Source organism: Cupriavidus neocaledonicus, from assembly GCF_000372525.1.
Taxonomy (GTDB): Bacteria; Pseudomonadota; Gammaproteobacteria; order Burkholderiales; family Burkholderiaceae; genus Cupriavidus; species Cupriavidus neocaledonicus.
In genome coordinates, this window is record NZ_AQUR01000103.1 from 112,006 (window position 1) to 132,296 (window position 20,291).

The following is a 20,291-nucleotide window of genomic DNA, read 5'->3' on the forward strand; positions in this document are numbered from 1 at the left end:
TCTCAGCCAAGCAGTGCCAAGGCGTCAGCGAGCGACAGCACCGTGGTGCGCGAATCGAACGCCGTGGCAAACAGATGGTCGTGCACGACCTGGTCGGGGTCGTAGCAGCAATCCTTGACCGTGAACAGGCGGAAATCCGCATCGCTCGCATACGCCACCGACGACAGCACCACGCCGGTCGAGGCAATGCCCACCATCAGCAGGGTATCGATGCCCTGCGCGGACAGTCGTACCTGCAGGTCGGTACCAAAGAACACGCTGGCGCGATGGGCGATGACCAGCGGTTCACTGTCCCGCCGCCCAAGTTCGGGCGAGACCTGGTCGTCGACGAACAGCCCCAGGCGCTTGATGCCCTGCCCATTGCGGTTCAACGGGCTGACTTCCGGATAGCCCGGGCTGAAATGGATCTTGGCGAAATAGACGCCGACACCCCGCGAACGCGCGGCGTCGCACAGCTTGCGCGTATTGGCTAGCAAGGTGGGGGCGACGCAGGGGAAGAGGTTCAGGATGTCGGTCTGGTAGTGCATGACTACCAGAGCGGTTTGCGATGGGACGACAGGCGGGATCGTGACGGTCATGCTGTGCGTACCGGCGTGGTTTTCCATGCGAGGTGGGCGGCGGGCCGGATCGCCTGATCCACGCATCGATGGATGGCGACAAGGCTGGCTACAGAATGAAGACCGACTCTATCACGGCAATCGGGGCAGGTTCCGGTCGCGTTCCGAGCTGCCATATGCCATGTCAAACATAAGCAGGGCCACATCCGCGCTTGCTGACACAATCAGGAATCATTATCATTTCCGGTTTTTGTTACAAATCATTAAAGCCCTCGCGCGAGCGCCTGCTGCCACCATGCCATCCGTTCCGGTCACCTCTATCCGCTTCGCTCTTCGTCCCCGCCCGCTGTCCCTGCTGATCTGTGCCATCGCTGGCACGCTGCCGCTTGTCTCCGCCGCCCAGGCCCAGGCCTCGGCCGCATCGGTGGAAGCGGGCAGCCTGAATGCCGTGGAGGTGCGGGTCGACCGTATCAAGAGCGACCTGGTCAACCCGATGCGGCAGGTCACGGTGATCGAGCGCGAGGAACTGGACGAGCTGCGCACGGGTTCGACCAACCTTGCCACCATGCTGAGCAAGGTCATTCCGGGCATGGCCGATTCGAGCCGCACGGTGACGGATTTCGGCCAGACGCTGCGCGGGCGCAGTGCGCTGGTGCTGGTCGACGGCATCCCGCTGAACACCAACCGCGATTCGGCGCGCAACCTGGCCACCATCGATCCCAGCAATATCGAGCATCGAGGTGCTGCGCGGCAGCAGCGCGCTCTACGGGGCGGGCGCCAGCGGCGGCATCATCTCGATCACCACGCGCCAGGCCGGCGGGCCGCCGAGCGCGGATACCACGGTGACGCTGGGCACGCCGCTGACACGCCTGAGCAAGGAAGGGCTGAGCGCCAACGTGCAGCAGCATTTTTCCGGCAGCCAGGGCCCGATCGACTATGCCTTCCACCTGGGCGCGCAGCGCATCGGCAGCCCCTACGATGCCGAAGGCCACCGCATTGCGCCGGAGCCCAGCCAGGGCGATCTCTTCGATGCCAACGTCTACAACCTGAGCGGCAAGCTGGGCTGGCGCATCGACGGCCAGCAGCGGCTGCAGCTGAGCGTCAGCCGCTACCAGGCGAAGCAGAACACCGACTATGCCTCCGATCCGTCGGTCGCCCGGGCACCGGCCGGCTCCACCGCCGCGCGCGCCATTCGCGGCCTGCAGCTGGAGAACCAGAACGAGCTGCGCAATACCGTGGTCAACCTGGACTACCAGCACCAGGACCTGTTCGGCAGCACGGTATCGAGCCAGTTCTACTACCGCGACTATTTCACGCGTTTCCCGCCCTTCGATGCGCGCGCGGTGGCCACGCGCGGCGGCAATGTCGACCAGATCAGCCAGAACAGCGACGTCTTCGGCGGGCGCCTGACCATCAGCACGCCGCTGGGCCAGGCCAAGGCCACCAAGCTGCTGTGGGGCGCCGACTACAACCAGGAGCGCAGCGACATGCCGCTGGACCTGTTCGACCCGCGCGCCTACGACAGCAGTGGCGGGCTGGTCTTCAACCGCATCGGCACGGCCACCTATATGCCGCCGCTGACCACGCGCAGTGGCGGCATCTTCGGCCAGCTGCAGCACAAGTTCAGCGAGCAGTGGTCGGCCGAGGGCGGCCTGCGCTACGAGCGCGCCAGCGCCAGCTTCGATGACTTCGTGCCGCTGTCGCAATCGCGCGTCAGCAATCCGGCCACGGTCAAGGGCGGCACGGTCGACTATGGCGCCTGGCTGTTCAACCTGGGCGCGGCCTATGCGCCGGTCAAGGGCCAGGAGTTCTATGCCTCGTTCAGCCAGGGCTTCCAGCTGCCGGACATCGGCCTGCAGATCCGCAATGCGCGCGCCGGCTTCGATATCAATTCGTCCAGCCTGGATCCGGTCAAGACCAACAACTATGAGGTGGGCTGGCGCGGCGCGCTGGGCAATACGCTGGCGAGCGTGGCGCTGTTCTACACCACGTCCAAGCTTGGCGACGTGCAGAGCTTCAACAACGGCCTGATCCTGACCCGCACCGAGGAGCGCATCGCGGGCGTGGAAGCGGCCGCCGACTACCGTTCGGACGACGAGCGCTGGGGCGCGGGCGGCACCATCACCTGGATCAACGGACGCGAACGGCCGCAAGGCAGCGCGTCCTTCCAGGACATGACCGGGTACCGAATTCCGCCGCTCAAGCTCACGGCCTACCTGCAGTTCCGGCCCGTGAGCCAGTGGAGCAACCGCGTGCAGCTGAGCTACTACGCCAGCCGCGATTACCGGCTCAACGGGCAGAACAGCTTCGGCCGGCGCGAGGTCAGCAGCTATACCACCGTGGACCTGATCAGCCGCTATGAACTGACGCGCAAGGACACCATCACGGTCGGCATCGAGAACCTGTTCAACCGCAACTACTACCCGCTGTACAGCCAGCTGCTGCGCAACAGCAACAACACCAGCCGGCTGCCGGCACCGGGCATCACGCTGACGGCGATGTACCAGCACCGCTGGTAAGCGCGGCCCGGCGTGGCTGGCGGCGCTTGCGGTCCGCCAGCCCGCGGCCTTAATCGAGCGTGATCTTGCCCGCCTTGACGATCTGCGCGTACCGCTTCGTATCGCGCTCGATCAGCTTGCGCAATTCCCCGGGCGTCCCGCGCACCGGAACGGCGGCCGAACCACGTCCAATGTGCGATAGCCGAACCAGGCTGGCTGCGCGCCGATCGTCAGAATTCGTAGTTGACCGACAGGTCGAACACCGCGTTGGTGCGCTTGCGCGTGATCGGGCTGTCGGCCGCATCGCCCGTCAGCTGCGACACGGCCACGTCTGAGCTGGCAAACCAGTGTTTGGCGAAGTACCACACCGAGGTTACGCCGAAGCCGTATGACTTGATCCCGCCGCGCGCGTGGTATTGGGGCCGGCCGGCGCGCGCCTGCGCCGCGCTGACGCCGTACCAGGCATTCATGTAGCGCGAGTCGGCCAGCGTGACGGTGGGACCGGCGAACCAGAAGAATTTCTCCGAGCTGCCGGGCAGCGGCATATAGGCGCCGATGTCGCCGATCCAGCCGTCGCTGCCGCCCAGGCTGCGGCGTGCGTCGATGCGCAGCACCAGCGGAAACTCCTTCGACACCGCGTATTCGGCGAACAGCTTGCCTTCCGGCGCCGGATTGATATTGCCCATGCCGTCCAAATGGGGCGAGTCTTCCTGCCCGCGCCGGCCCAGGTTGTAGGTGAGGGCGATGCCGGCGCGCCAGTTCCTGCCGCGCAGCAGGTTCACGCCCAGCCCTTCGCCGATCGAGGCAAAGGCCAGGTCGCGGTAGCGGATATCGATGCTGGGACCGCCGATCACGATGTACTCGGACGAACCGTCGTAGCGCGGCCGCAGCATGGCGGCGGCGCCAAGCCGGACCTGCCAGTCGGGGATGTCGTCCTGGAACAGCTTCTGCAGCGGAATGCCGGCGGAGAACTGCCATTCGGCCAGCGGTGCCGGCGTCTGGGCGCTGGCCCCGCCGGCGCCCAGCAGCGCGCCGGCGGCCAGCAGCAGGGCGATGCACGAGGAAGTGCGCGGTGGAATTCGCTCGGTCACGGCAGCCTCCATGAATAGCGGGCGCAGGGCCCGTGGGCGACATCTTTCCACCGGATCGCCGCCTGCGCAACCACTGGCGCGGCCCGGCGATGAGTGCCGGGCGTTCAGTCCAGCAGCTTGTCCAGCGTGATCGGCAACTCGCGCACGCGCCGGCCGGTGGCGTGGTACACGGCATTGGCAATGGCCGCGGCCACGCCGACGATGCCGATCTCGCCGATGCCCTTGGTGCCGAGCGCGTTGATATGCGGATCGTCCTCGTCCACCACCGTGACCTCGATGGCGCCGATGTCGGCATTGACCGGCACGTGGTACTCGGCCAGGTTGGCATTGGCGACGCGCCCGGTGGCCAGGTCCAGCTCAGTCTTCTCGTGCAGCGCCATGCCGATGCCCCAGACGATGCCGCCCATCAGCTGGCTGTGCGCGGTCTTGCGGTTCAGCAGCCGGCCGGCGCCGTAGCTGGCAACGACGCGGTGGACGCGGATTTCGCCCAGCTCCGGGTCGACGCGGACTTCGGCAAAGACGGCGCCGAAGGCGTGCATGGAATACGCCTGGCGCTCCTTGCCGGGCTTGGTGGTGGCGCGGGCTTCGAGCGCACGGCCGCCTGCGCGCCGGATCGGCGCGCAGGCGGGTTCGCGCCGCGCCGGATCCGAGCGGCACTGCAGCCAGCCATCGACGATCTCGACGTCCTCCACCGGCGCGCCAGCCAGCGGCGAGGCGGTATCGGCCACGGCCTGGCGGATCAGGCGCTGCCGTGCCGCCTCGGCCGCCTGCTGCACGGCGGGCGCGACGCTGGCCACGGACTGCGAGCCGCCCGACACCGGCGCCTCGGGGAAGGCCGTGTCGCCCAGTTCAAGGCGGACTTGTGCTGGCGGCAGGCCCAGCGCATCGGCGGCGACCTGCGTCATCACCGTATAGGTGCCGGTGCCAAGGTCCTGCGAGCCCGTGCGCACCAGCGCCGTGCCGTCCGGCAGCAGGCGCACCAGCGCGCTGGCGGGCGAGCGGTAGGTGGGATAGGTGGCGGTGGCCATGCCCAGTCCCACCAGCTTGCCGTCGGCGTGCATCGAGCGTGGGGCGGGATCGCGGCGGGCCCAGCCGAAGCGCTCGGCGGCGTCGCGATAGCATTCGCGCAGCGACTTGCTCGAGAACGGCAACTGCTTGTCCGGATCGGTGTCGGCGTGGTTGCGCAGGCGCAGCGCGACCGGGTCGAGGCCCAGCCGCTGCGCCAGTTCGTCGAGCGCGCACTCCAGCGCAAAGCTGCCCGGGGCTTCGCCCGGCGCGCGCATGAAGGTGGGCGTGCCGATGTCCAGCTCGACCAGCCGGTGGCTGGTCTGCACGTTGGCGCAGGCGTAGAGCCGGCGCGTGATCAGCGCGGCGGATTCGAGCCATTCCTCGATCGCCGAAGTGCATGCGCTCACGTCATGGCGTAGCGCGTGCAGCGTGCCATCCGCCGCCGCGGCGGCGACCACATGCTGCTCGGTCAGCGGACGCCCGCCCACCGGGCCGAACATCTGGGTCCGCTCCACCACCAGCCTGACCGGACGGCTGACCTGCCGCGCCCCCATCGCGGCCAGCACCACGTGCGACCATACCGAGCCCTTGCAGCCGAAGCCGCCGCCAACATAGGGGCAGATCACGCGCACCTTGTCGGCAGCGATGCCGAACGCGGCGGCGACCGCCTTGCGCACGCCGCTGACGTATTGCGTCGCGTCGTACAGGGTCAGCTGGTCGCCGTCCCATGCGGCGAGGGTGGCGTGCGGCTCCATCGGGCTGTGGCTTTCCATCGGCGTCGTGTAGACCGCGTCGATGACGGCCGCGGCGCCGCGCAGGCCCGCATCGGGGTCGCCGCGGCGGCTGTCGGCGTCTTCGTCCTCGTCAGGCTTGCGGGCCCGCGCACGCGCCTGCGCGAAGTCCAGCGTGGCATCGGCCTGTCGGTATTGCACCGGCAGGCAGTGCGCGGCGTCGCGGGCCTGCTCGAGCGTATCGGCCACCACCACCGCGATGGGCTGGTTGTTGTAGTGGACCGCGGTGTCCTGCAGCAGGCTCATGACATGGCCGGCGGTGGGGATGTCCGCGGCCGCCTTGCCGCCCCGGGGCAGGTGCGGCGCGTTGAACGGCGTCAGCACCAGCCGCACGCCCGGCATCCGTTCGCACGCGGCGGTGTCGATGGCGACGATCTCGCCGCGCGCGATGGCGCTGGTCACCATCACCGCATGGACCAGTCCCGGCAGGGTGTGGTCGGCGGTGTAGCGGGCGCGGCCGGTGACCTTCGGGATGCCGTCGACGCGGTCGAGCGGAGTGCCGGTTATGCTCATGCCGAAGCTCCTTGCGGGCCGCTGGCAACCTTCAGCGCCAGGGCGACGGCGCGCTGCGCCAGGCCGATCTTGAACGCGTTGTGCGCATACGGGTGCGCGCCGTCGAGCAGCAATCGCGCGGCGTCGGCCGCGCTGTGCGCACTTAGCGGCCGGCCCGCCAGGGCGCGTTCCGCCGCGGGCACGCGCCAGGGCTTGTGCGCCACGCCGCCCAGCGCCAGCCGGGCGCTGCGCACGAGCTTGCCGTCGAGTTCGAGCGCCGCGGCGACCGACACCAGGGCGAAGGCAAAGCTGGAGCGGTCGCGCACCTTCAGGTAGTGCGCATGGGCGGCGTAGGGCGAGGGTGGCAGGTCGATGGCGACGATCAGCTCGCCGGGCGCGAGCATGGTGTCGCATTGCGGGGTGTCGCCGGGCAGGCGATGGAAGTCGCCGATCGGGATGCGGCGCTCGCCGGTGGTGGCGCGCACCACGATCACGGCCTCGAGCGCGGCCAGCGCCACGCACATGTCGGACGGATGCACGGCGATGCAATGCTCGCTGGCGCCGAGGATGGCATGGATGCGATTGATGCCGTCGCGCGCGCCGCAGCCCGAGCCGGGCTGGCGCTTGTTGCAGGCCGGGAAGCCCAGGTCATAGAAGTAATGGCAGCGGGTGCGCTGCAGCAGGTTGCCGCCCACCGTGGCCATATTGCGCAACTGTCCGGACGCCCCCGACAGCAGCGCCTGCGCCAGCAGCGGATAGCGTTCGCGCACCAGCGCGTGGTTGGCCGCATCGGTGTTGCTGGCCATCGCGCCCACGCGCAGGCCGCCGTCGGGCAGCGCCGTGACCTGGTCGAGCGGCAGGCGGCTGACATCGACCAGCAGCCGCGGCGCTTCCACGCCGGCCTTGACCAGGTCGAGCAGGTTGGTGCCGCCCGCCACATAGCGCGCGCCGGGCTGGCTTCCCAGGCGCATGGCCTCTTCGACCGAGCCCGGCCGTTCGTAAGCGAAAGAATTCATAGCCAGCCTTAGCTGCCGCCCTTGCCGCAGGCTGCGCGGACCGCGGCGACGATATTGGGGTAAGCGCCGCAGCGGCACAGGTTGCCGCTCATACGCTCGCGGATCTCGTCGTCGCCGAGCGGCAGTGGCGCCGGGCCCAGCGGGTGCACCGCGCTGGCATGGCCGGCCTGCGCCTCGGCCAGCATGCCTACCGCCGAGCAGATCTGGCCCGGGGTGCAGAAGCCGCACTGCAGCGCGTCGTGCGTGACGAAGGCCTGCTGCATCGGATGCAGGGTGTCGCCGCTGGCCAGGCCTTCGATGGTGGTGATGTGGCGGCCTTCCTGCATTACCGCAAGCGTGAGGCAGGCATTGATGCGGCGGCCCTCGACCAGCACCGTGCACGCGCCGCACTGGCCGCGGTCGCAGCCTTTCTTGGCGCCGGTCAGGTGGAGCAGCTCGCGCAGCGCGTCGAGCAGCGTGCAGCGCGGTTCCAGCTGCAGCGTGCAGGGCTTGCCGTTGACGTGGAGCGTGACTGCGCGGGTGGCCGCGCCTGGCGGGGCGGTGGTGCTGCAATGGGCCGGAACGTTGTCTTCGGACATGGGCGAGCCTTCTGTCGGCGTCCCGGCATGTCGTGAGATCGCGCCGGGAATACCGGACGGCTGCAAGTTCAGTGCCGGCCAGCGCCCGGCCAGCGCCCGGCCATGGTGCCGCGCGCGGCCCGGCAATGCGGCGCGGCAAGCGTCAAAAACGCCACGCGGTGCGTGTAGAAATTACGCTGGGCGCTACGTGCAATACCTGCGCCGCCCCGTGCGGCGATACCCGTGACCGCCAACCCGGGACCGCCAACAAAAACGGCGCCCGAAGGCGCCGCCATGAGGCTGTGCGGGACCGGCTTCAGCCCTGCAGCACGCTGCCGATGGCCTTGGCCACGATGCCGACATTGCGCTCGTTCAGCCCGGCCACGCACATCCGGCCCGAGCGCAGCAGGTACACGCCGTGCTGCTCGCGCAGGCGCTCGGCCTGGCCGGCGGTCAGGCCGGTGTAGGTGAACATGCCGCGCTGGGTCAGGTAACGCGACAGCGCCTCGCCGCTGACATGGTCGCGCAGGTGGTGGTGGATGGCCTCGCGCATGCGCGCGATGCGGCCGCACATCTGGGCCAGTTCCTGTTCCCACAGCTGGCGCAGCTCGGGCGTGGTCAGCACCTTGGAGACCACGCGCGCGCCGTGCGTCGGCGGATTGCTGTAGTTGGCGCGCACCGCGCCGGTCAGCTGGCCCAGCACGTTCGAGGCCTCGGCCGCGGTGTTGCAGAACACGCTCAGGCCGCCGCAGCGCTCGCCGTACAGCGAGAAATTCTTCGAGAACGAGTTGGCCACCAGGCAGGGCACGTCCTGCGCCACCAGTTCGCGGATGGCGAAGGCGTCGTCTTCCAGGCCGGCGCCGAAGCCCTGGTAGGCCATATCGACGAACGGCAGCAGCTGGTTGGCCTTGAGCAGCGCGATCAGCTGGCGCCACTGGTCCTGGTTCAGGTCGACGCCGGTCGGGTTGTGGCAGCAGGCGTGCAGCAGCACGATGCTGCCGGCCCGGATGACGCGCAGCGCGTCCATCATGGCGTCGAACTTCAGGCCGCCGGTGGCGTCGTCATAGTACGGGTAGGTATTGACGGTGAAGCCGGCGCGCTCGAACACCACGCGATGGTTTTCCCAGCTGGGGTCGCTGATCCACACCTGCGCCTGCGGATAGTAGCGCTTGAGGAAATCGGCGCCCACCCGCAGCGCGCCCGAGCCGCCCAGCGTCTGCAGCGTGGCGATGCGGCCGGCGGCGCGCGCCGGCGAGTCCTCGCCGAACACCAGCGCCTGCACGGCGTTGCGGTAGGCCGCCAGACCCGACATCGGCAGGTAGGGGCGCGGACCCATGTCGGCCAGCAGCGCGGCCTCGGCCTGCGCCACCGCCTGCATCACCGGCAGGCGGCCGTCGTCGTCAAAGTAGATGCCGATGCTGAGGTTGACCTTGTCGGTGCGCGGGTCGCGCTGGAAGTCCTCGTTGAGCGAGAGGATCGGATCGCCGGGAAAGGCCTCGATGTGTGCGAACATGGGATGCGATGGAGTTGGGTCGGGGGCGGCTGCCGCGGCGCGAGACGCCGCGCAGCACTGGGATTTTAACCGGCGGCGCCCGCAGCCTGCAGGCGCCAGCCTGACTGGGGGCCGCTCAGCGCAGTTGCTGCGCTGCCACGCCGGCTTGCAGCGCGGCGCCGGCCTTCTTCTGACGCACCAGGTAGCTGACGCCGAGCACCACCAGCCACACCGGGATCAGGTACACCGAGATGCGCAGGCCTTCGGTCAGGTACATCACCACCAGGATGCCGCCCAGGAACACCAGGCACAGGTAGTTGGTGAGCGGATAGCCCCAGCTCTGGAACGCCGTGGCCTGGCCGGCCTTGCGCTTGTCGGCGCGGAACTTCAGGTGGATCAGGCTGATCATGGCCCAGTTGATGATCAGCGCCGACACCACCAGCCCCATCAGCAGCTCGAAGGCCTTGCCCGGCATGAAGTAGTTGATCACCACGCAGGCCGCGGTGGCCACCGCCGAGAACGCCAGCGCCGTCAGCGGGATGCCGCGCTGGTTGACCTTGAGCAGCGCCTTGGGTGCATTGCCCTGCTGCGCCAGGCCGTACAGCATGCGGCTGTTGCAGTACACGCCGCTGTTGTAGACCGACAGCGCCGCGGTCAGCACCACCACGTTCAGCACGTTGGCCACCCAGTTGCTGTTGAGCGCGTGGAAGATCAGCACGAACGGGCTGCCGCCGGTGACCACGTTCTCCCACGGGTACAGCGACAGCAGCACCGCCAGCGCGCCCACGTAGAAAATCAGGATGCGGTAGATCACCTGGTTGGTGGCCTTGGGGATGGTCTTTTCCGGCGAATCCGCCTCGGCCGCGGTGATGCCCACCAGTTCCAGGCCGCCGAACGAGAACATGATCACCGCCATCGCCATCACCAGGCCGCCCATGCCGTTGGGGAAGAAGCCGCCGTGCTGCCACAGGTTGGCCACGCTGGCCTGCGGGCCGGCATGGCCGGACAGCAGCAGGTAGCCGCCGAAGCCAATCATGCCGATGATCGCCGCGACCTTGATGATCGAGAACCAGAATTCCATCTCGCCGAAGGACTTCACGCTCGCCAGGTTGATCGCGTTGATGATGACGAAGAACGCCAGCGCCGAGACCCAGGTGGGAATCTCCGGCCACCAGTACTGCACGTAGATGCCGACGGCGGAGAGTTCCGCCATGCTCACCAGGATGTACAGCACCCAGTAGTTCCACCCCGACAGGAAGCCGGCGAAATGGCCGCAGTACTTGTCGGCAAAATAGCTGAACGAGCCGGCGACGGGCTCGTCCACCACCATCTCGCCGAGCTGGCGCATGATGAAGAAGGCCACGATGCCGGCGATCGCATAGCCCAGCAGGACCGAAGGCCCCGCCATCTTGATGGTCTGGGCGATGCCCAGGAAAAGTCCGGTGCCGATGGCGCCACCGAGGGCGATCAGCTGGATGTGCCGGTTCTTCAGCCCGCGCTTGAGCGAGCCGTCATTGTTGCTGGAATGCATGCAGTGTTTCCTCTACCCATTCTCATGGAATGCGGGCCCGCGTCTCTGGCTGTTGTCTGAGTCGGACGCTTGGGCCTTGGGGGTCGTCGCCGCGCGCGCGGCAGGGTGTCTGCCGCCCGGGGCGTGCGCGTTGCCGGACCGGCGCGCCGTCGAAGGCGGCCGGTCAGGCGGGGCCGATGCCGGTCAGGCCTCGACCTTGAGCGTGCCGCGTTCGATCTGGTCGCGCTCCAGCGACTCGAACAGTGCCTTGAAGTTGCCTTCGCCGAAGCCTTCGTCGCCCTGGCGCTGGATGAACTCGAAGAACACCGGGCCGAGCGCGGTCTTGGAGAAGATCTGCAGCAGCAGACGGGGCTTGCCGCCTTCGGTGGTGCCGTCCAGCAGGATGCCGCGCGACTTCAGTTGCTCGACCGGCTGGCCGTGGCCGGGCAGGCGGGTGTCGAGCGCCTCGTAGTAGTAGTCGTTCGGCGCGGTCATCAGCGGCACGCCGGCCAGTTGCAGGCGGTCGATGACTTCGATCAGGTTGTCGGTCAGGAAGGCGATGTGCTGGATGCCCTCGCCGTTGAAGGCCATCAGGAACTCTTCGATCTGCCCGGCGCCCTTGGACGATTCCTCGTTCAGCGGAATGCGGATTTTACCATCCGGCGCGGTCATGGCCTTGGAGGCCAGTCCGGTGTACTCGCCCTGGATGTCGAAGTAGCGGATTTCGCGGAAGTTGAACAGCTTTTCGTAGAAATTGGCCCAATATGCCATGCGGCCACGGTAGACGTTGTGGGTCAGGTGGTCGATCAGCTTGAGGCCGTGGCCGACCGGGTGGCGGTCGACGCCCTCGATGAACTCGAAGTCGATGTCATAGATCGACTTGCCTTCCTCGAAGCGGTCGATCAGGTACAGCGGCGCGCCGCCGATGCCCTTGATCGCCGGCAGGCGCAGCTCCATCGGGCCGGTCGGGATCTCGACCGGCTGCGCGCCCAGCGCCAGCGCGCGGGCATAGGCCTTGTGCGAATCCTTGACGCGGAAAGCCATGCCGCAGGCGCTCGGACCGTGCTCGGCGGCAAAGTAGGCGGCGTGGCTGTGCGGCTCGCGGTTGACGATGAAGTTGACCTCGCCCTGGCGGTACAGCACGACGTCCTTGGAACGGTGCTTTGCCACCAGCGTGAAGCCCATCTGCTCGAACAGCGGCTCAAGCAGGTTGGGGGTGGGCGAGGCGAATTCCACGAATTCGAAGCCCATTAGCTGCATCGGATTGTCAAACAGGTCGGCCATGGCTTTCTCGGTAAGAACGTAGGGGCGGGAAATAATATTGTGGCTTCAGCACTGCTTGCGCAGTCGCGCCGGGGCCAGCCGGCTCGGCACCGGGCCCGTAACGGCACGGGTTTGCGGTGCGCTTGCTTGGGATGCAGTGTATATTCGGGGCGGCAAAATTGGATTTCGTAAAAGAGGCAGGGAAACCCTAGATTATGAAATTTGATTGCTTGAATTCTTGAGATGAGGAAACCGAAGTGCAATCAATCGAGCTGGACCGCACCGATCGCCGCTTGCTCGGGGTGCTGCAGGAGCACGGGCGGGCATCCAACCTGGAGCTGGCCGAGGCCATCGCGCTGTCGCCGGCGCAGACTTTGCGGCGCCACCGTCGGCTGGAAGAAGCCGGGCTGGTCAAGCGCTACGAGGCGCGGCTGGACGCCGCGGCGCTGGGCTTCGGCGTGGTGGCCTTTATCCACGTGACCATGGAGCGCGGCCATATCCGCGACCTGTCCAACTTCAAGCGCCTGGTCGCGGAACTGGCGCAGATCCAGGAGTGCTTCTCGGTGACGGGCGATATCGACTACGTGCTGAAGGTGGTGGCGCGCGACCTGAAATCGCTGTCCGACTTCCTGCTCGATACGCTGATGCGCATTCCCGGCGTCAGCGGCGTGAAGTCGAGCGTGTGCCTGGACGAGATCAAGTGCACCAGCGCGGTGCCGATGGAGCCCTGAAGCGGACCGGTCAGTCCTCGGGCAGATCGATGCGGTCGCACTGCACGTTCATCGCACGGCAGACCGCACACCACGATGCCCGCGCGCCGGGGGCGGCCTCGCCGTGGCAACTGTCGCCGCCCCCCGTGCCGGCGGGCAGCGCCAGGTCTTGTGCCTGAGCGGGACCGGGACCGGCTGGTTCCGGCTGCGGCGACCCGGACGGCGGCGGAGGCCGGCCGCCGCACGCCTGCGACACGGCGGCATCGAGGGCCTGCAGGCCCACCGGCTTGACCACCACGGCGTTCATGCCCGCGGCCAGGGCCGCGGCGTGGTCGCTGGCCACGGCACTGGGGGTGCAGCCGATGATGGGCACGCGGCGGTGCGCGTCGGCGCGGGCCCGCACCGCGCGCGTGAAGGCGAGGCCGTCCATCATCGGCATGGCGCAGTCGCAAACGATCACGTCGAACGTGCCGCGGTCCAGCGCGGCCAGGGCTTCGCGGCCATCGCATGCCGTGCTCACGCGGTGGCCCAGGTGTTCCAGCTGGCGCTGCAGCAGCAGCCGGTTGGGGGCGTGGTCATCGACTACCAGGATACTGGCGTCGCGCCGCGGGCAAGCGGCCAGGGGTGACGGCGGTGCCGGTTCGGCCGGTTCGGCCGGATCGGTTGGCCGCGGCGCGCTGGCGACCCGCAGCGGCAGCGACACCAGCACGCGCGTGCCCCGGCCCGGCTGGCTGGTCAGCGTGATGCGCCCGCCCATGGCCGTGGCCAGGCGCCGGCAGATTGCCAGTCCCAGCCCGGTGCCGCCGGCGTGGCTGCGCGCACAGCCGTGCGCCTGCTCGAACGGCTGGAACAGCCGGGGCTGGGCCTCGAAGGGAATACCGACGCCGGTATCGGAGACGGTCAGCATGACGTGCTGGACGCCGTCGCAGGGCGCCTGCGCGTCCAGGCGGACATGGACCGTGCCGCTGTCGGTAAAGCGCACCGCATTGGACACCAGGTTGGCCAGGATCTGCCGGAAGCGCAGCGCGTCGACCTGATGCAGCGGCGCCAGCGCGGCGCTGACGCCGCTGGTCAGGGGCAGGCCTTTTTGCGCGGCCACGGGTCCGAAGATCAGCAGGGTATCGTCGACCAGCGCTGGCAGCGACGCGGGCGCCGGGTGGATGCTGAACTTGCCCGCCTCGAGCTTGGACAGGTCGAGGATGTCATCGATCAGCGCCAGCAGTCCCAGTGCCGACCTGTGCGCGGTGACCAGCTGCAGCCGCTGCGCATCCGGCAACTGGCCTTGCGCCAGGGTCAGCTCGAGCATGCCGGTGATGGCATTCATCGGGGTACGGATCTCATGGCTGACCGATGCCAGGAACGCCGACTTGGCGCCGTTGGCGGCTTCGGCCTCGGTCTTGGCCTGGGCCAGCTCGGCCAGCATCTGGTGGCGCTCGGTCAGGTCGACGCAGCCGCCGGCCAGGCCCTTGATGGTGCCGTCGGCGCCGCGCAGCGGGGTCAGCCAGTTCAGCACATGCAGGGTGCGGTCGCCCAGGCGCAGGCACCGGTCCGTGCGCAGCGGCGCGCCGTCTTCGATGACCCGGCGGTAGTCGCGCGCCAGTTCGGCCATGTCGATGGCGAGGGGGTGTGCCGACAGCACGGCGTCCAGCGGCTGTCCCAGCAGGCTGGCGCGCGTGGCGCCCACCAGTTCCTCATAGCCGCGGTTGCAGGCGATCAGCCGCAACGCGGCATCGCGCAGGTAGACCGGCTGCGGAATGCCGTCAAGCAGCGCGGTCTGGATGGCCACGCAGTCTTGCAGGGCGGTTTCGGCGGCACGGCGCCGGCGCACCTCGCGGTACAGCGCAATGATCCAGGCCAGCAGGCAGGGCGTGAGCGCACACAGGATGGCGGTGCACCAGCCGAGCAGGTGCGCATGGAAGTCCGCTGCCGGCGCGGTCGCTGCCAGCGCGGCGCTCGCCGTGCCATGCGACAGGCCGATGGCCGGGGCCAGGGCGCACGCCGGCAGCCGCGCACGCACGCTCGGGCCGACCCGTGCCGAGGCCCGGGCGGGCTGGGTGGGGTCGACAGCAGTTCGAAGCGGGCGCGTAGTCGCGGAAGACGCAGCGGAAGAGGGTGGACGGAACGGCAAGCGGGTAGGCGAGGTCGGTGAACTGCCTTCACTCTAGGGGCGCCGACCCGTCATCTCATTAGGACGAATCTGAAATTGATACGGAAATTTCGAAATCGCGGGCACCTTGCCGGCCGGCGTGCCACATATAGAACACAATCTGGGCCCGCTTGCGGCGCGATGGAAAGCATGGCCAGGGCGCGACAATGCCAGCGCGTTAGCGGTGCATCCCATGCACGGCGCCACCGCCATGGGCCAGCACGGTCTTTCGGAAGAAACCACCTGTGCCTCGGAAATTTCCGGTTTCGTGAGGCGCAAATGCTTAGCACAATGATGTGCCGCGCTCGCGCGGAAAACGCGATGTTGCCACGGAGTACAAGCTTGACCACGATCCTGATCGTCGATGACCACCCGCCCATGCGCGCCGTACTCAAGACGCATTTTTCCCAGGTGCTGGGCGTCACCCACGTACTGGAAGCCGACAATGGCCAGGCTGCCATCGAGATCGTGCGGCAATACCTGCCCGACGTGGTCATCCTCGATCTGGATATTCCCAAGATCAACGGGCTCGACGTGATTCCGCGCCTCAAGGCCAGCCATCCCACCGTGCGCATCCTGGTCATCTCGGGCCAGGACCAGAACGCCTTCGCCCCGCGCGCGCGCCATGCCGGCGCCCACGGCTTTGTCAGCAAGACACAGGAACTGGCCGAAATCGTGCGGTGCACGGAGTCGGTGCTGGCGGGCTATACCGTGATGCCAGAGATCGACCACGGCAAGTCCGGGCTGGCTGACGAAGCCGAACGCCTGGCCTCGCTGTCGGACAAGGAACTGGTGGTCATGCAGATGCTGGCCAAGGGCATGTCGAACAAGGAAATCGGGCAAGTCCTGTTTATTTCCAACAAGACCGTGAGCACGCACAAGACCCGGGTGATGGAAAAACTGGGCGCAACATCGATTGTCGATGTCATCGATTTTGCGCGGCGCCACCATATTGCGGTGGGATAGCGTGGACGCCGCCGAAGCGCAGTCCCGACCAAGGGCCTTGCTGCTGGCACGCGCCGGCGATTCTGGCTGGCTGGCGGATGCCGTGCGGATCCTGCGTGGCCTCGGCTTTGTGGCGCAGATCGAAGTGAACGCGCGGGTGGCGGATATGGCTGCCGAGGGCGACCTGGTGATGGCCAGTGCCGCTGCCGGCGTGCCTTCCCCGCTGATGCACGCATGGCGCGCGCGCGGCGCGGTTTGCGCCGTGGTGTCGCCGCCGGGCGCGCTGCCCGCGGCCGGCGCAGACGCCGACGTGGCCACCCTGGCCGCGCCGGTCACCGAAGCGGCGTTGCTGGCCATGCTCGCCGGCCAGTACTACGTGGCGCTGTCCGCGCGCGAGGCCGCCGGCATCGCCGGGGCCATAGCCAGGCAAACCTTCGGCAATCCGGCATTCGCCAGGGAACTGTTGCAGGCGCTGGTGAGTTCTACGCGCGATGACCTGGCCCAACTGCGCCAGGCCGGCGCCGACCTCGAGGCGATACGGGGTGTTGCGCACCGGCTCAAGGCCTCCGCCCACTACGTCGGTTGCCATGCGCTGCGGTTGATGGCGCAGCGGCTCGAGCATGCCGCCCGCGATGGCGATGCAGCCACGGCCGCGGCGCTGGCAGCGATCGTGGCGTCAACGGCGGCACGCCTGCTCGGCCTGCTGGCCAGCCTGCCTTGCGCAAATCACGCTGATATCGACGATAACGACGACAACGTCCCCGGAAAATAGTACAGCGGGAATACACCGAATTGGCGCGGGGCCGGCGCTTGATTATTCTGGTGCATTAAAACGAAATAAGGCGTGCCTGTTTGATTTTCAGGAATAAATCGCCCTGATTTATTTGGCGCGCGACTGAGCGAGCGCCGGATTACCGCCAGGCGCTCGCTGGGCTGCGACTTCAGGGATTTCGGGAGAGGAGGGCAGGGATGGCCCATATCATGGCGTCAATGCCGGATTCGGCGGCCTATTTCCATCTGGCCGCGGTGGCGCTGCTGCTGCTGGGGCTGGCCGCGTTCCGCGCGGTGGCTTATGTCATGGCGTCGCAGCACGGGCGCGCGGCGCGTGCCCGGCGCGTGCTGCTGGTCAGCGCCGCACGCGTGCTGGCGGTCGGCGCCATCTGGACCGCCATCGTCTACGGCCATGGCGTCACCGAACGGGCCGGCGCGCACAACTGCCGCCGCGTGCCGGCAGTCGATGCCGCGGCCCGCTACGCCGCCGAATACTGCTACCTGGGCGGCGAGCGGATATTGCTGCGGATCTACGGCGCCGAACGCGACCGGGTACTGGCGCAGCGCACCTTCACCAGTACCGGGCCGGTGCGGCTCAGCTGGGACGGGCAGGCGGTGGTGTTCGATCCGGCTGCGCCGGGCCGCAAGGGTCGGCTCGCATTGCCGCCTGCGCTGCACGACCGGCTGCTGGCGCGGCTGCCTTGAGCACAGCTCAGCACGCGGGTCAGCGCTTTAGCGCTGGCCGGGCCAGCATGCGGTCCAGCACCGCGTCCAGTCCGTCGGGCCGCGGCAGCTGCGCGATCAGCCAGCGCACGGCCTCGGACAGCTGCTGCGCGTCGTAGTCCGGCGCAAAGCTGTGCAAGGTGGCGCCGTGCAGGAAGCAACGCAGCGCCAGCCATTCGGGCTGGGGCGGGGCGTCCGGCGGCTGGCCGAACAGCCGCTGCGGCACCGCCGCCAGCGGCGCATGCACGGCGCGCGCCAGGCGGATGTCGCCGCGCGTTGCCATCCACACCTCCAGGATCGCCAGCGAGGCATGCCGCTGCGGCCGGTGTGCCAGCACATGCAGCATCAGGTGCAGGCGCACCGACGGGCTCAGCGGCCCCAGCGCCGCCAGGCGGTCGGCTTCGCGCTCCAGCAGCGACTCCAGCATGGCCGGCAGCAAGTCGTAACGCCCTTCCGGAAAGTGATGGCGCAGCGAGCCGCGGCTGGTGCCCGCCAGCTCGCACACGCGCGCTTCGGCAAAGGCCGCGTAGCCTTGCTCGATGAGCAGGGTCGCGGCGGCGTCGATCAGGGACTGGCGGGTACTGGCGCTGCGTTCGGCTTGGCTGGGCATGGGCCGGATTGTAGCAACCGCGCGAGGGTGGCTCGCCGTCCCCGCGGTATCGCGGCGCTTCGATCCACTCCGGAAATGCGGGCCCGCGCAGCGCTGGCCGCGGCGCTGAGCCGGTGCTTCAGTGCGGCGCTGCCGCCGGAATGTCGGCACTGCAGCTCGGTGCCGTTTCGTCGTGCGAATGCGGGGCGAGGGCGCCGGAGATGCGGGGGGTGTCGAGGCCCTTGCCGCGCAGCCACTCGGCCGTGGTGGCCGCGGCGCGGTCGATCAGCTCGCCGCAGCGGGAGTAGTCGTAGGGCGAGATATCGAGCGGGCACAGCGGCGGCACCACGCTGATCTGCGCCTGGTTGGCGAAGTGCTGCAGGTCGTGCACCAGCTGGCGCGCCACCAGCAGCGAGAGCGCGTTGAACGCATGCTCGAGCGCGCCGCGCGGCGGGCGGCGCTCGGCGCAGGTAAAGCCCGCCGGCAGCACGATCACGCGGGTGGCGCCCAGACGGATCGCGGTGGACACCGGCGTATTGTTGGCCACGCCGCCGTCGATCAGGGTACGGCCCCCGAACTGCACTGGCGGAAAGACGCCAGGGATGGCGGCGCTGGCCAGCACCGCGTCGACGATGCTGCCACTGGACAGCACCACCTCGTCGCCGCTGTGCATGTCGGTCGCCACCACGTGCAACGGGAGTTCGGCGGCCTCCAGGGCGCGCGGCCCGAAATGCCGTGCCAGCAGGGTGCGCAAACCCGTCGCCTCGACCAGGTGGCCGCGGCTGCCGCCGAACACGTTCCAGACACTGCGCCAGCTCCACGGCAGGATGTCGGTGCGCCGGATCGCGCGCCAGAGTTCCTCGAGTCGCTGCGCGCCGGCCAGGCCCGGGTTGCAGGCAAAGTACGCGCCGTTGATGGCCCCGGCCGACGCGCCGATCACGATATCCGGCCTCACGCCCCAGGCCGCCAGTTCACGCAGCATCCCGACCTGGATCGCACCCAGGCTTCCGCCGCCGGCGAATACAAAGGCTGTCTTGTCCATGGCTGCGGCGGTCTCCCCTGGCTTGTCGGCGTCCTGTGCAAAAGGATAGGCGACGCAGGGGCCATCCGACAGTTCGGCCTGCCACCGCGGCGGGCGCGTTCTTTTGCGCGACAGTGCAATTAACCGCCATGAGTTCACCCCGCCCGTTGATGTGAGCCAGCAAGGGGCGGGCAGGGCTTCCGGCGGGGTGGTGATGCCTGGATCAGCCGAGGAATTCGTCGGCGGAGATGCCTAGCTGCGCGGCCATGTGTTCCACCAGGCCTTGCAGCCTTGCCACTTTTTCGGACAGGACCTGGTGCTCGGCGCGCAGCTGTTCCAGTTCGGCCGACGGCGCGGCGTCGGCGTCGGCGGCACGCCCGCTGTCTTCGGCCGCCGCGGCGGCGCTGGCTTCGCCGCTCAGCAGATGCATCCAGCGGTTTTCGCGCGCACCGGGGGCGCGCGGCAAGCGCACCACGCGTGGCGGCGTCTGGCCGGCCAGCTCGTCGAGAAAGGCCTCGACCGACGAGATGTCGGCAAAGCTGTGCAGTCGCGCGGTATTCAGGCGCAATTCCGCGGCGGTCTGCGGGCCGCGCAGCAGCAGCATCGCCAGCAGCGCGACTGACTGGCTCGGCACGCCGAGCGCGCGCTGCATGTTGTGCTCGAAGCGCGGCACGCGGCTGCTGCTGCCTTCGAAGACCAGGCTCAGGCTCTTGAGGCCGTCGATGGCCTCCAGGATTTCGGCCTCGCTGACGTTCATCACCGGCGCCCGGGCGGTCTTCTGGTTGCAGCCGGAAGCCAGCGCGTTGAGCGACAGCGGGTAGGTGTCGGGTACGGTGTGCTGCTTTTCGACCAGCACGCCCAGCACGCGTCCCTCGACCGGCGTGAGGGCGCGCAATGCCGGGCGCGCGGGACGGTCGTTGGGCGGAGTCGGATCGGATTCAGGGGTGGATTGCATCAAGGCTTGATTTTGCTGACGGTGGCGGCGCTGCCGGGGCTTGCCGGCGCGCCGAGGCGACCATTCAATCCCAAGCCGGCGCAATGCGCAACTGTTGGCGCCGGCGGCCTCGCATTCCCCGTCGCGCCGTCTACTATCCATAGGTCGCGCCGCGGC

At 68.5% G+C, this 20,291-nt stretch carries 16 protein-coding genes and 2 pseudogenes; 5 read left to right on the forward strand and 13 right to left on the reverse strand.

Going from position 1 to position 20,291, the window contains the following annotated elements; translation table 11 throughout:
- Positions 1–2 precede the first annotated feature (2 nt).
- Positions 3–605 carry a cysteine hydrolase family protein gene (locus A3AG_RS0121835; RefSeq protein WP_018007486.1) on the reverse strand — a complete coding sequence of 201 codons (603 nt, stop codon included), beginning with the start codon at positions 603–605 and terminating at the stop codon, positions 3–5.
- Positions 606–852: 247 nt separating this feature from the next.
- Between A3AG_RS0121835 and A3AG_RS31860 the strand changes: the two are divergent.
- Positions 853–3,076 (forward strand): annotated as a pseudogene (locus A3AG_RS31860) (TonB-dependent receptor).
- 49 nt (positions 3,077–3,125) lie between these two features.
- On the opposite strand, the pseudogene A3AG_RS34845 reads toward A3AG_RS31860, so the two are convergent.
- The 8 genes and pseudogenes from A3AG_RS34845 to hppD form a co-directional block, all read right to left on the reverse strand.
- Positions 3,126–3,227: pseudogene (locus A3AG_RS34845) on the reverse strand (tripartite tricarboxylate transporter substrate binding protein); the annotation flags it as partial.
- Between the two features lie 58 nt (positions 3,228–3,285).
- Positions 3,286–4,158: a MipA/OmpV family protein gene (locus tag A3AG_RS0121850; protein WP_051073554.1), complete on the reverse strand. Its 873-nt coding sequence runs from the start codon at positions 4,156–4,158 to the stop codon at positions 3,286–3,288.
- A 92-nt stretch (positions 4,159–4,250) separates the two neighbouring features.
- On the reverse strand, positions 4,251–6,458 hold the full coding sequence (locus tag A3AG_RS0121855) for a xanthine dehydrogenase family protein molybdopterin-binding subunit (protein ID WP_018007488.1): 2,208 nt from the start codon (positions 6,456–6,458) through the stop codon (positions 4,251–4,253).
- Complete coding sequence (locus tag A3AG_RS0121860) at positions 6,455–7,453, reverse strand: FAD binding domain-containing protein (protein WP_018007489.1); 999 nt, start codon at positions 7,451–7,453, stop codon at positions 6,455–6,457. Before A3AG_RS0121860 ends, A3AG_RS0121855 begins: the two co-directional genes overlap by 4 nt.
- An 8-nt stretch (positions 7,454–7,461) precedes the next feature.
- Positions 7,462–8,031: a 2Fe-2S iron-sulfur cluster-binding protein gene (locus A3AG_RS31865; RefSeq protein WP_018007490.1), complete on the reverse strand. Its 570-nt coding sequence runs from the start codon at positions 8,029–8,031 to the stop codon at positions 7,462–7,464.
- Positions 8,032–8,326: 295 nt separating this feature from the next.
- Positions 8,327–9,523 (reverse strand): amino acid aminotransferase, encoded by a 1,197-nt coding sequence (locus A3AG_RS0121870; protein WP_018007491.1) that lies wholly within the window; start codon positions 9,521–9,523, stop codon positions 8,327–8,329.
- A gap of 115 nt (positions 9,524–9,638) precedes the next feature.
- Positions 9,639–11,033 (reverse strand): amino acid permease, encoded by a 1,395-nt coding sequence (locus tag A3AG_RS0121875; protein WP_018007492.1) that lies wholly within the window; start codon positions 11,031–11,033, stop codon positions 9,639–9,641.
- Positions 11,034–11,216: 183 nt separating this feature from the next.
- The gene (hppD, locus tag A3AG_RS0121880; RefSeq protein ID WP_018007493.1) at positions 11,217–12,296 is read right to left on the reverse strand and encodes a 4-hydroxyphenylpyruvate dioxygenase; all 1,080 of its coding nucleotides are present in this window, start codon (positions 12,294–12,296) and stop codon (positions 11,217–11,219) included.
- Between the two features lie 236 nt (positions 12,297–12,532).
- Here hppD and A3AG_RS0121885 point away from each other — a divergent pair, with 236 nt between their 5' ends.
- Complete coding sequence (locus tag A3AG_RS0121885) at positions 12,533–13,006, forward strand: Lrp/AsnC family transcriptional regulator (protein ID WP_018007494.1); 474 nt, start codon at positions 12,533–12,535, stop codon at positions 13,004–13,006.
- A 10-nt stretch (positions 13,007–13,016) separates the two neighbouring features.
- Here the strand turns inward: A3AG_RS0121885 and A3AG_RS0121890 are convergent, their stop codons facing one another.
- Entirely contained in the window at positions 13,017–15,002 is a 1,986-nt protein-coding gene (locus A3AG_RS0121890; protein WP_018007495.1) for a PAS domain-containing sensor histidine kinase, read from the reverse strand.
- 471 nt (positions 15,003–15,473) lie between these two features.
- Here A3AG_RS0121890 and A3AG_RS0121895 point away from each other — a divergent pair, with 471 nt between their 5' ends.
- From A3AG_RS0121895 to A3AG_RS0121905, 3 genes are all read left to right on the forward strand, one after another.
- Entirely contained in the window at positions 15,474–16,097 is a 624-nt protein-coding gene (locus A3AG_RS0121895; protein WP_026164385.1) for a response regulator transcription factor, read from the forward strand.
- Between the two features lies 1 nt (position 16,098).
- The gene (locus A3AG_RS31870; protein ID WP_240619924.1) at positions 16,099–16,848 is read left to right on the forward strand and encodes an Hpt domain-containing protein; all 750 of its coding nucleotides are present in this window, start codon (positions 16,099–16,101) and stop codon (positions 16,846–16,848) included.
- 197 nt (positions 16,849–17,045) lie between these two features.
- Positions 17,046–17,552 carry a hypothetical protein gene (locus A3AG_RS0121905; RefSeq protein WP_018007498.1) on the forward strand — a complete coding sequence of 169 codons (507 nt, stop codon included), beginning with the start codon at positions 17,046–17,048 and terminating at the stop codon, positions 17,550–17,552.
- A 19-nt stretch (positions 17,553–17,571) separates the two neighbouring features.
- Here A3AG_RS0121905 and A3AG_RS0121910 read toward each other — a convergent pair whose 3' ends face one another.
- From A3AG_RS0121910 to A3AG_RS0121920, 3 genes are all read right to left on the reverse strand, one after another.
- The gene (locus A3AG_RS0121910; protein WP_018007499.1) at positions 17,572–18,180 is read right to left on the reverse strand and encodes a TetR/AcrR family transcriptional regulator; all 609 of its coding nucleotides are present in this window, start codon (positions 18,178–18,180) and stop codon (positions 17,572–17,574) included.
- Positions 18,181–18,298: 118 nt separating this feature from the next.
- A complete protein-coding gene (locus A3AG_RS0121915; protein WP_018007500.1) occupies positions 18,299–19,201 on the reverse strand; it encodes a patatin-like phospholipase family protein in 903 nt (300 codons plus the stop codon).
- A gap of 202 nt (positions 19,202–19,403) precedes the next feature.
- Positions 19,404–20,135 (reverse strand): YceH family protein, encoded by a 732-nt coding sequence (locus tag A3AG_RS0121920; RefSeq protein WP_026164386.1) that lies wholly within the window; start codon positions 20,133–20,135, stop codon positions 19,404–19,406.
- Between the last annotated feature and the right edge of the window lie 156 nt (positions 20,136–20,291).

Coding starts and splice junctions, on each gene's coding strand:
- A3AG_RS0121850 (WP_051073554.1), bottom strand. CDS start 4,158: ATGGAGGCTGCCGTGACCGAGCGAATTCCACCGCGCACTTCCTCGTGC.
- A3AG_RS0121910 (WP_018007499.1), bottom strand. CDS start 18,180: ATGCCCAGCCAAGCCGAACGCAGCGCCAGTACCCGCCAGTCCCTGATC.
- A3AG_RS0121915 (WP_018007500.1), bottom strand. CDS start 19,201: ATGGACAAGACAGCCTTTGTATTCGCCGGCGGCGGAAGCCTGGGTGCG.
- A3AG_RS0121905 (WP_018007498.1), top strand. CDS start 17,046: ATGGCCCATATCATGGCGTCAATGCCGGATTCGGCGGCCTATTTCCAT.
- A3AG_RS0121875 (WP_018007492.1), bottom strand. CDS start 11,033: ATGCATTCCAGCAACAATGACGGCTCGCTCAAGCGCGGGCTGAAGAAC.
- A3AG_RS0121835 (WP_018007486.1), bottom strand. CDS start 605: ATGGAAAACCACGCCGGTACGCACAGCATGACCGTCACGATCCCGCCT.
- A3AG_RS0121920 (WP_026164386.1), bottom strand. CDS start 20,135: ATGCAATCCACCCCTGAATCCGATCCGACTCCGCCCAACGACCGTCCC.
- A3AG_RS0121860 (WP_018007489.1), bottom strand. CDS start 7,453: ATGAATTCTTTCGCTTACGAACGGCCGGGCTCGGTCGAAGAGGCCATG.
- A3AG_RS0121870 (WP_018007491.1), bottom strand. CDS start 9,523: ATGTTCGCACACATCGAGGCCTTTCCCGGCGATCCGATCCTCTCGCTC.
- hppD (WP_018007493.1), bottom strand. CDS start 12,296: ATGGCCGACCTGTTTGACAATCCGATGCAGCTAATGGGCTTCGAATTC.
- A3AG_RS31865 (WP_018007490.1), bottom strand. CDS start 8,031: ATGTCCGAAGACAACGTTCCGGCCCATTGCAGCACCACCGCCCCGCCA.
- A3AG_RS0121855 (WP_018007488.1), bottom strand. CDS start 6,458: ATGAGCATAACCGGCACTCCGCTCGACCGCGTCGACGGCATCCCGAAG.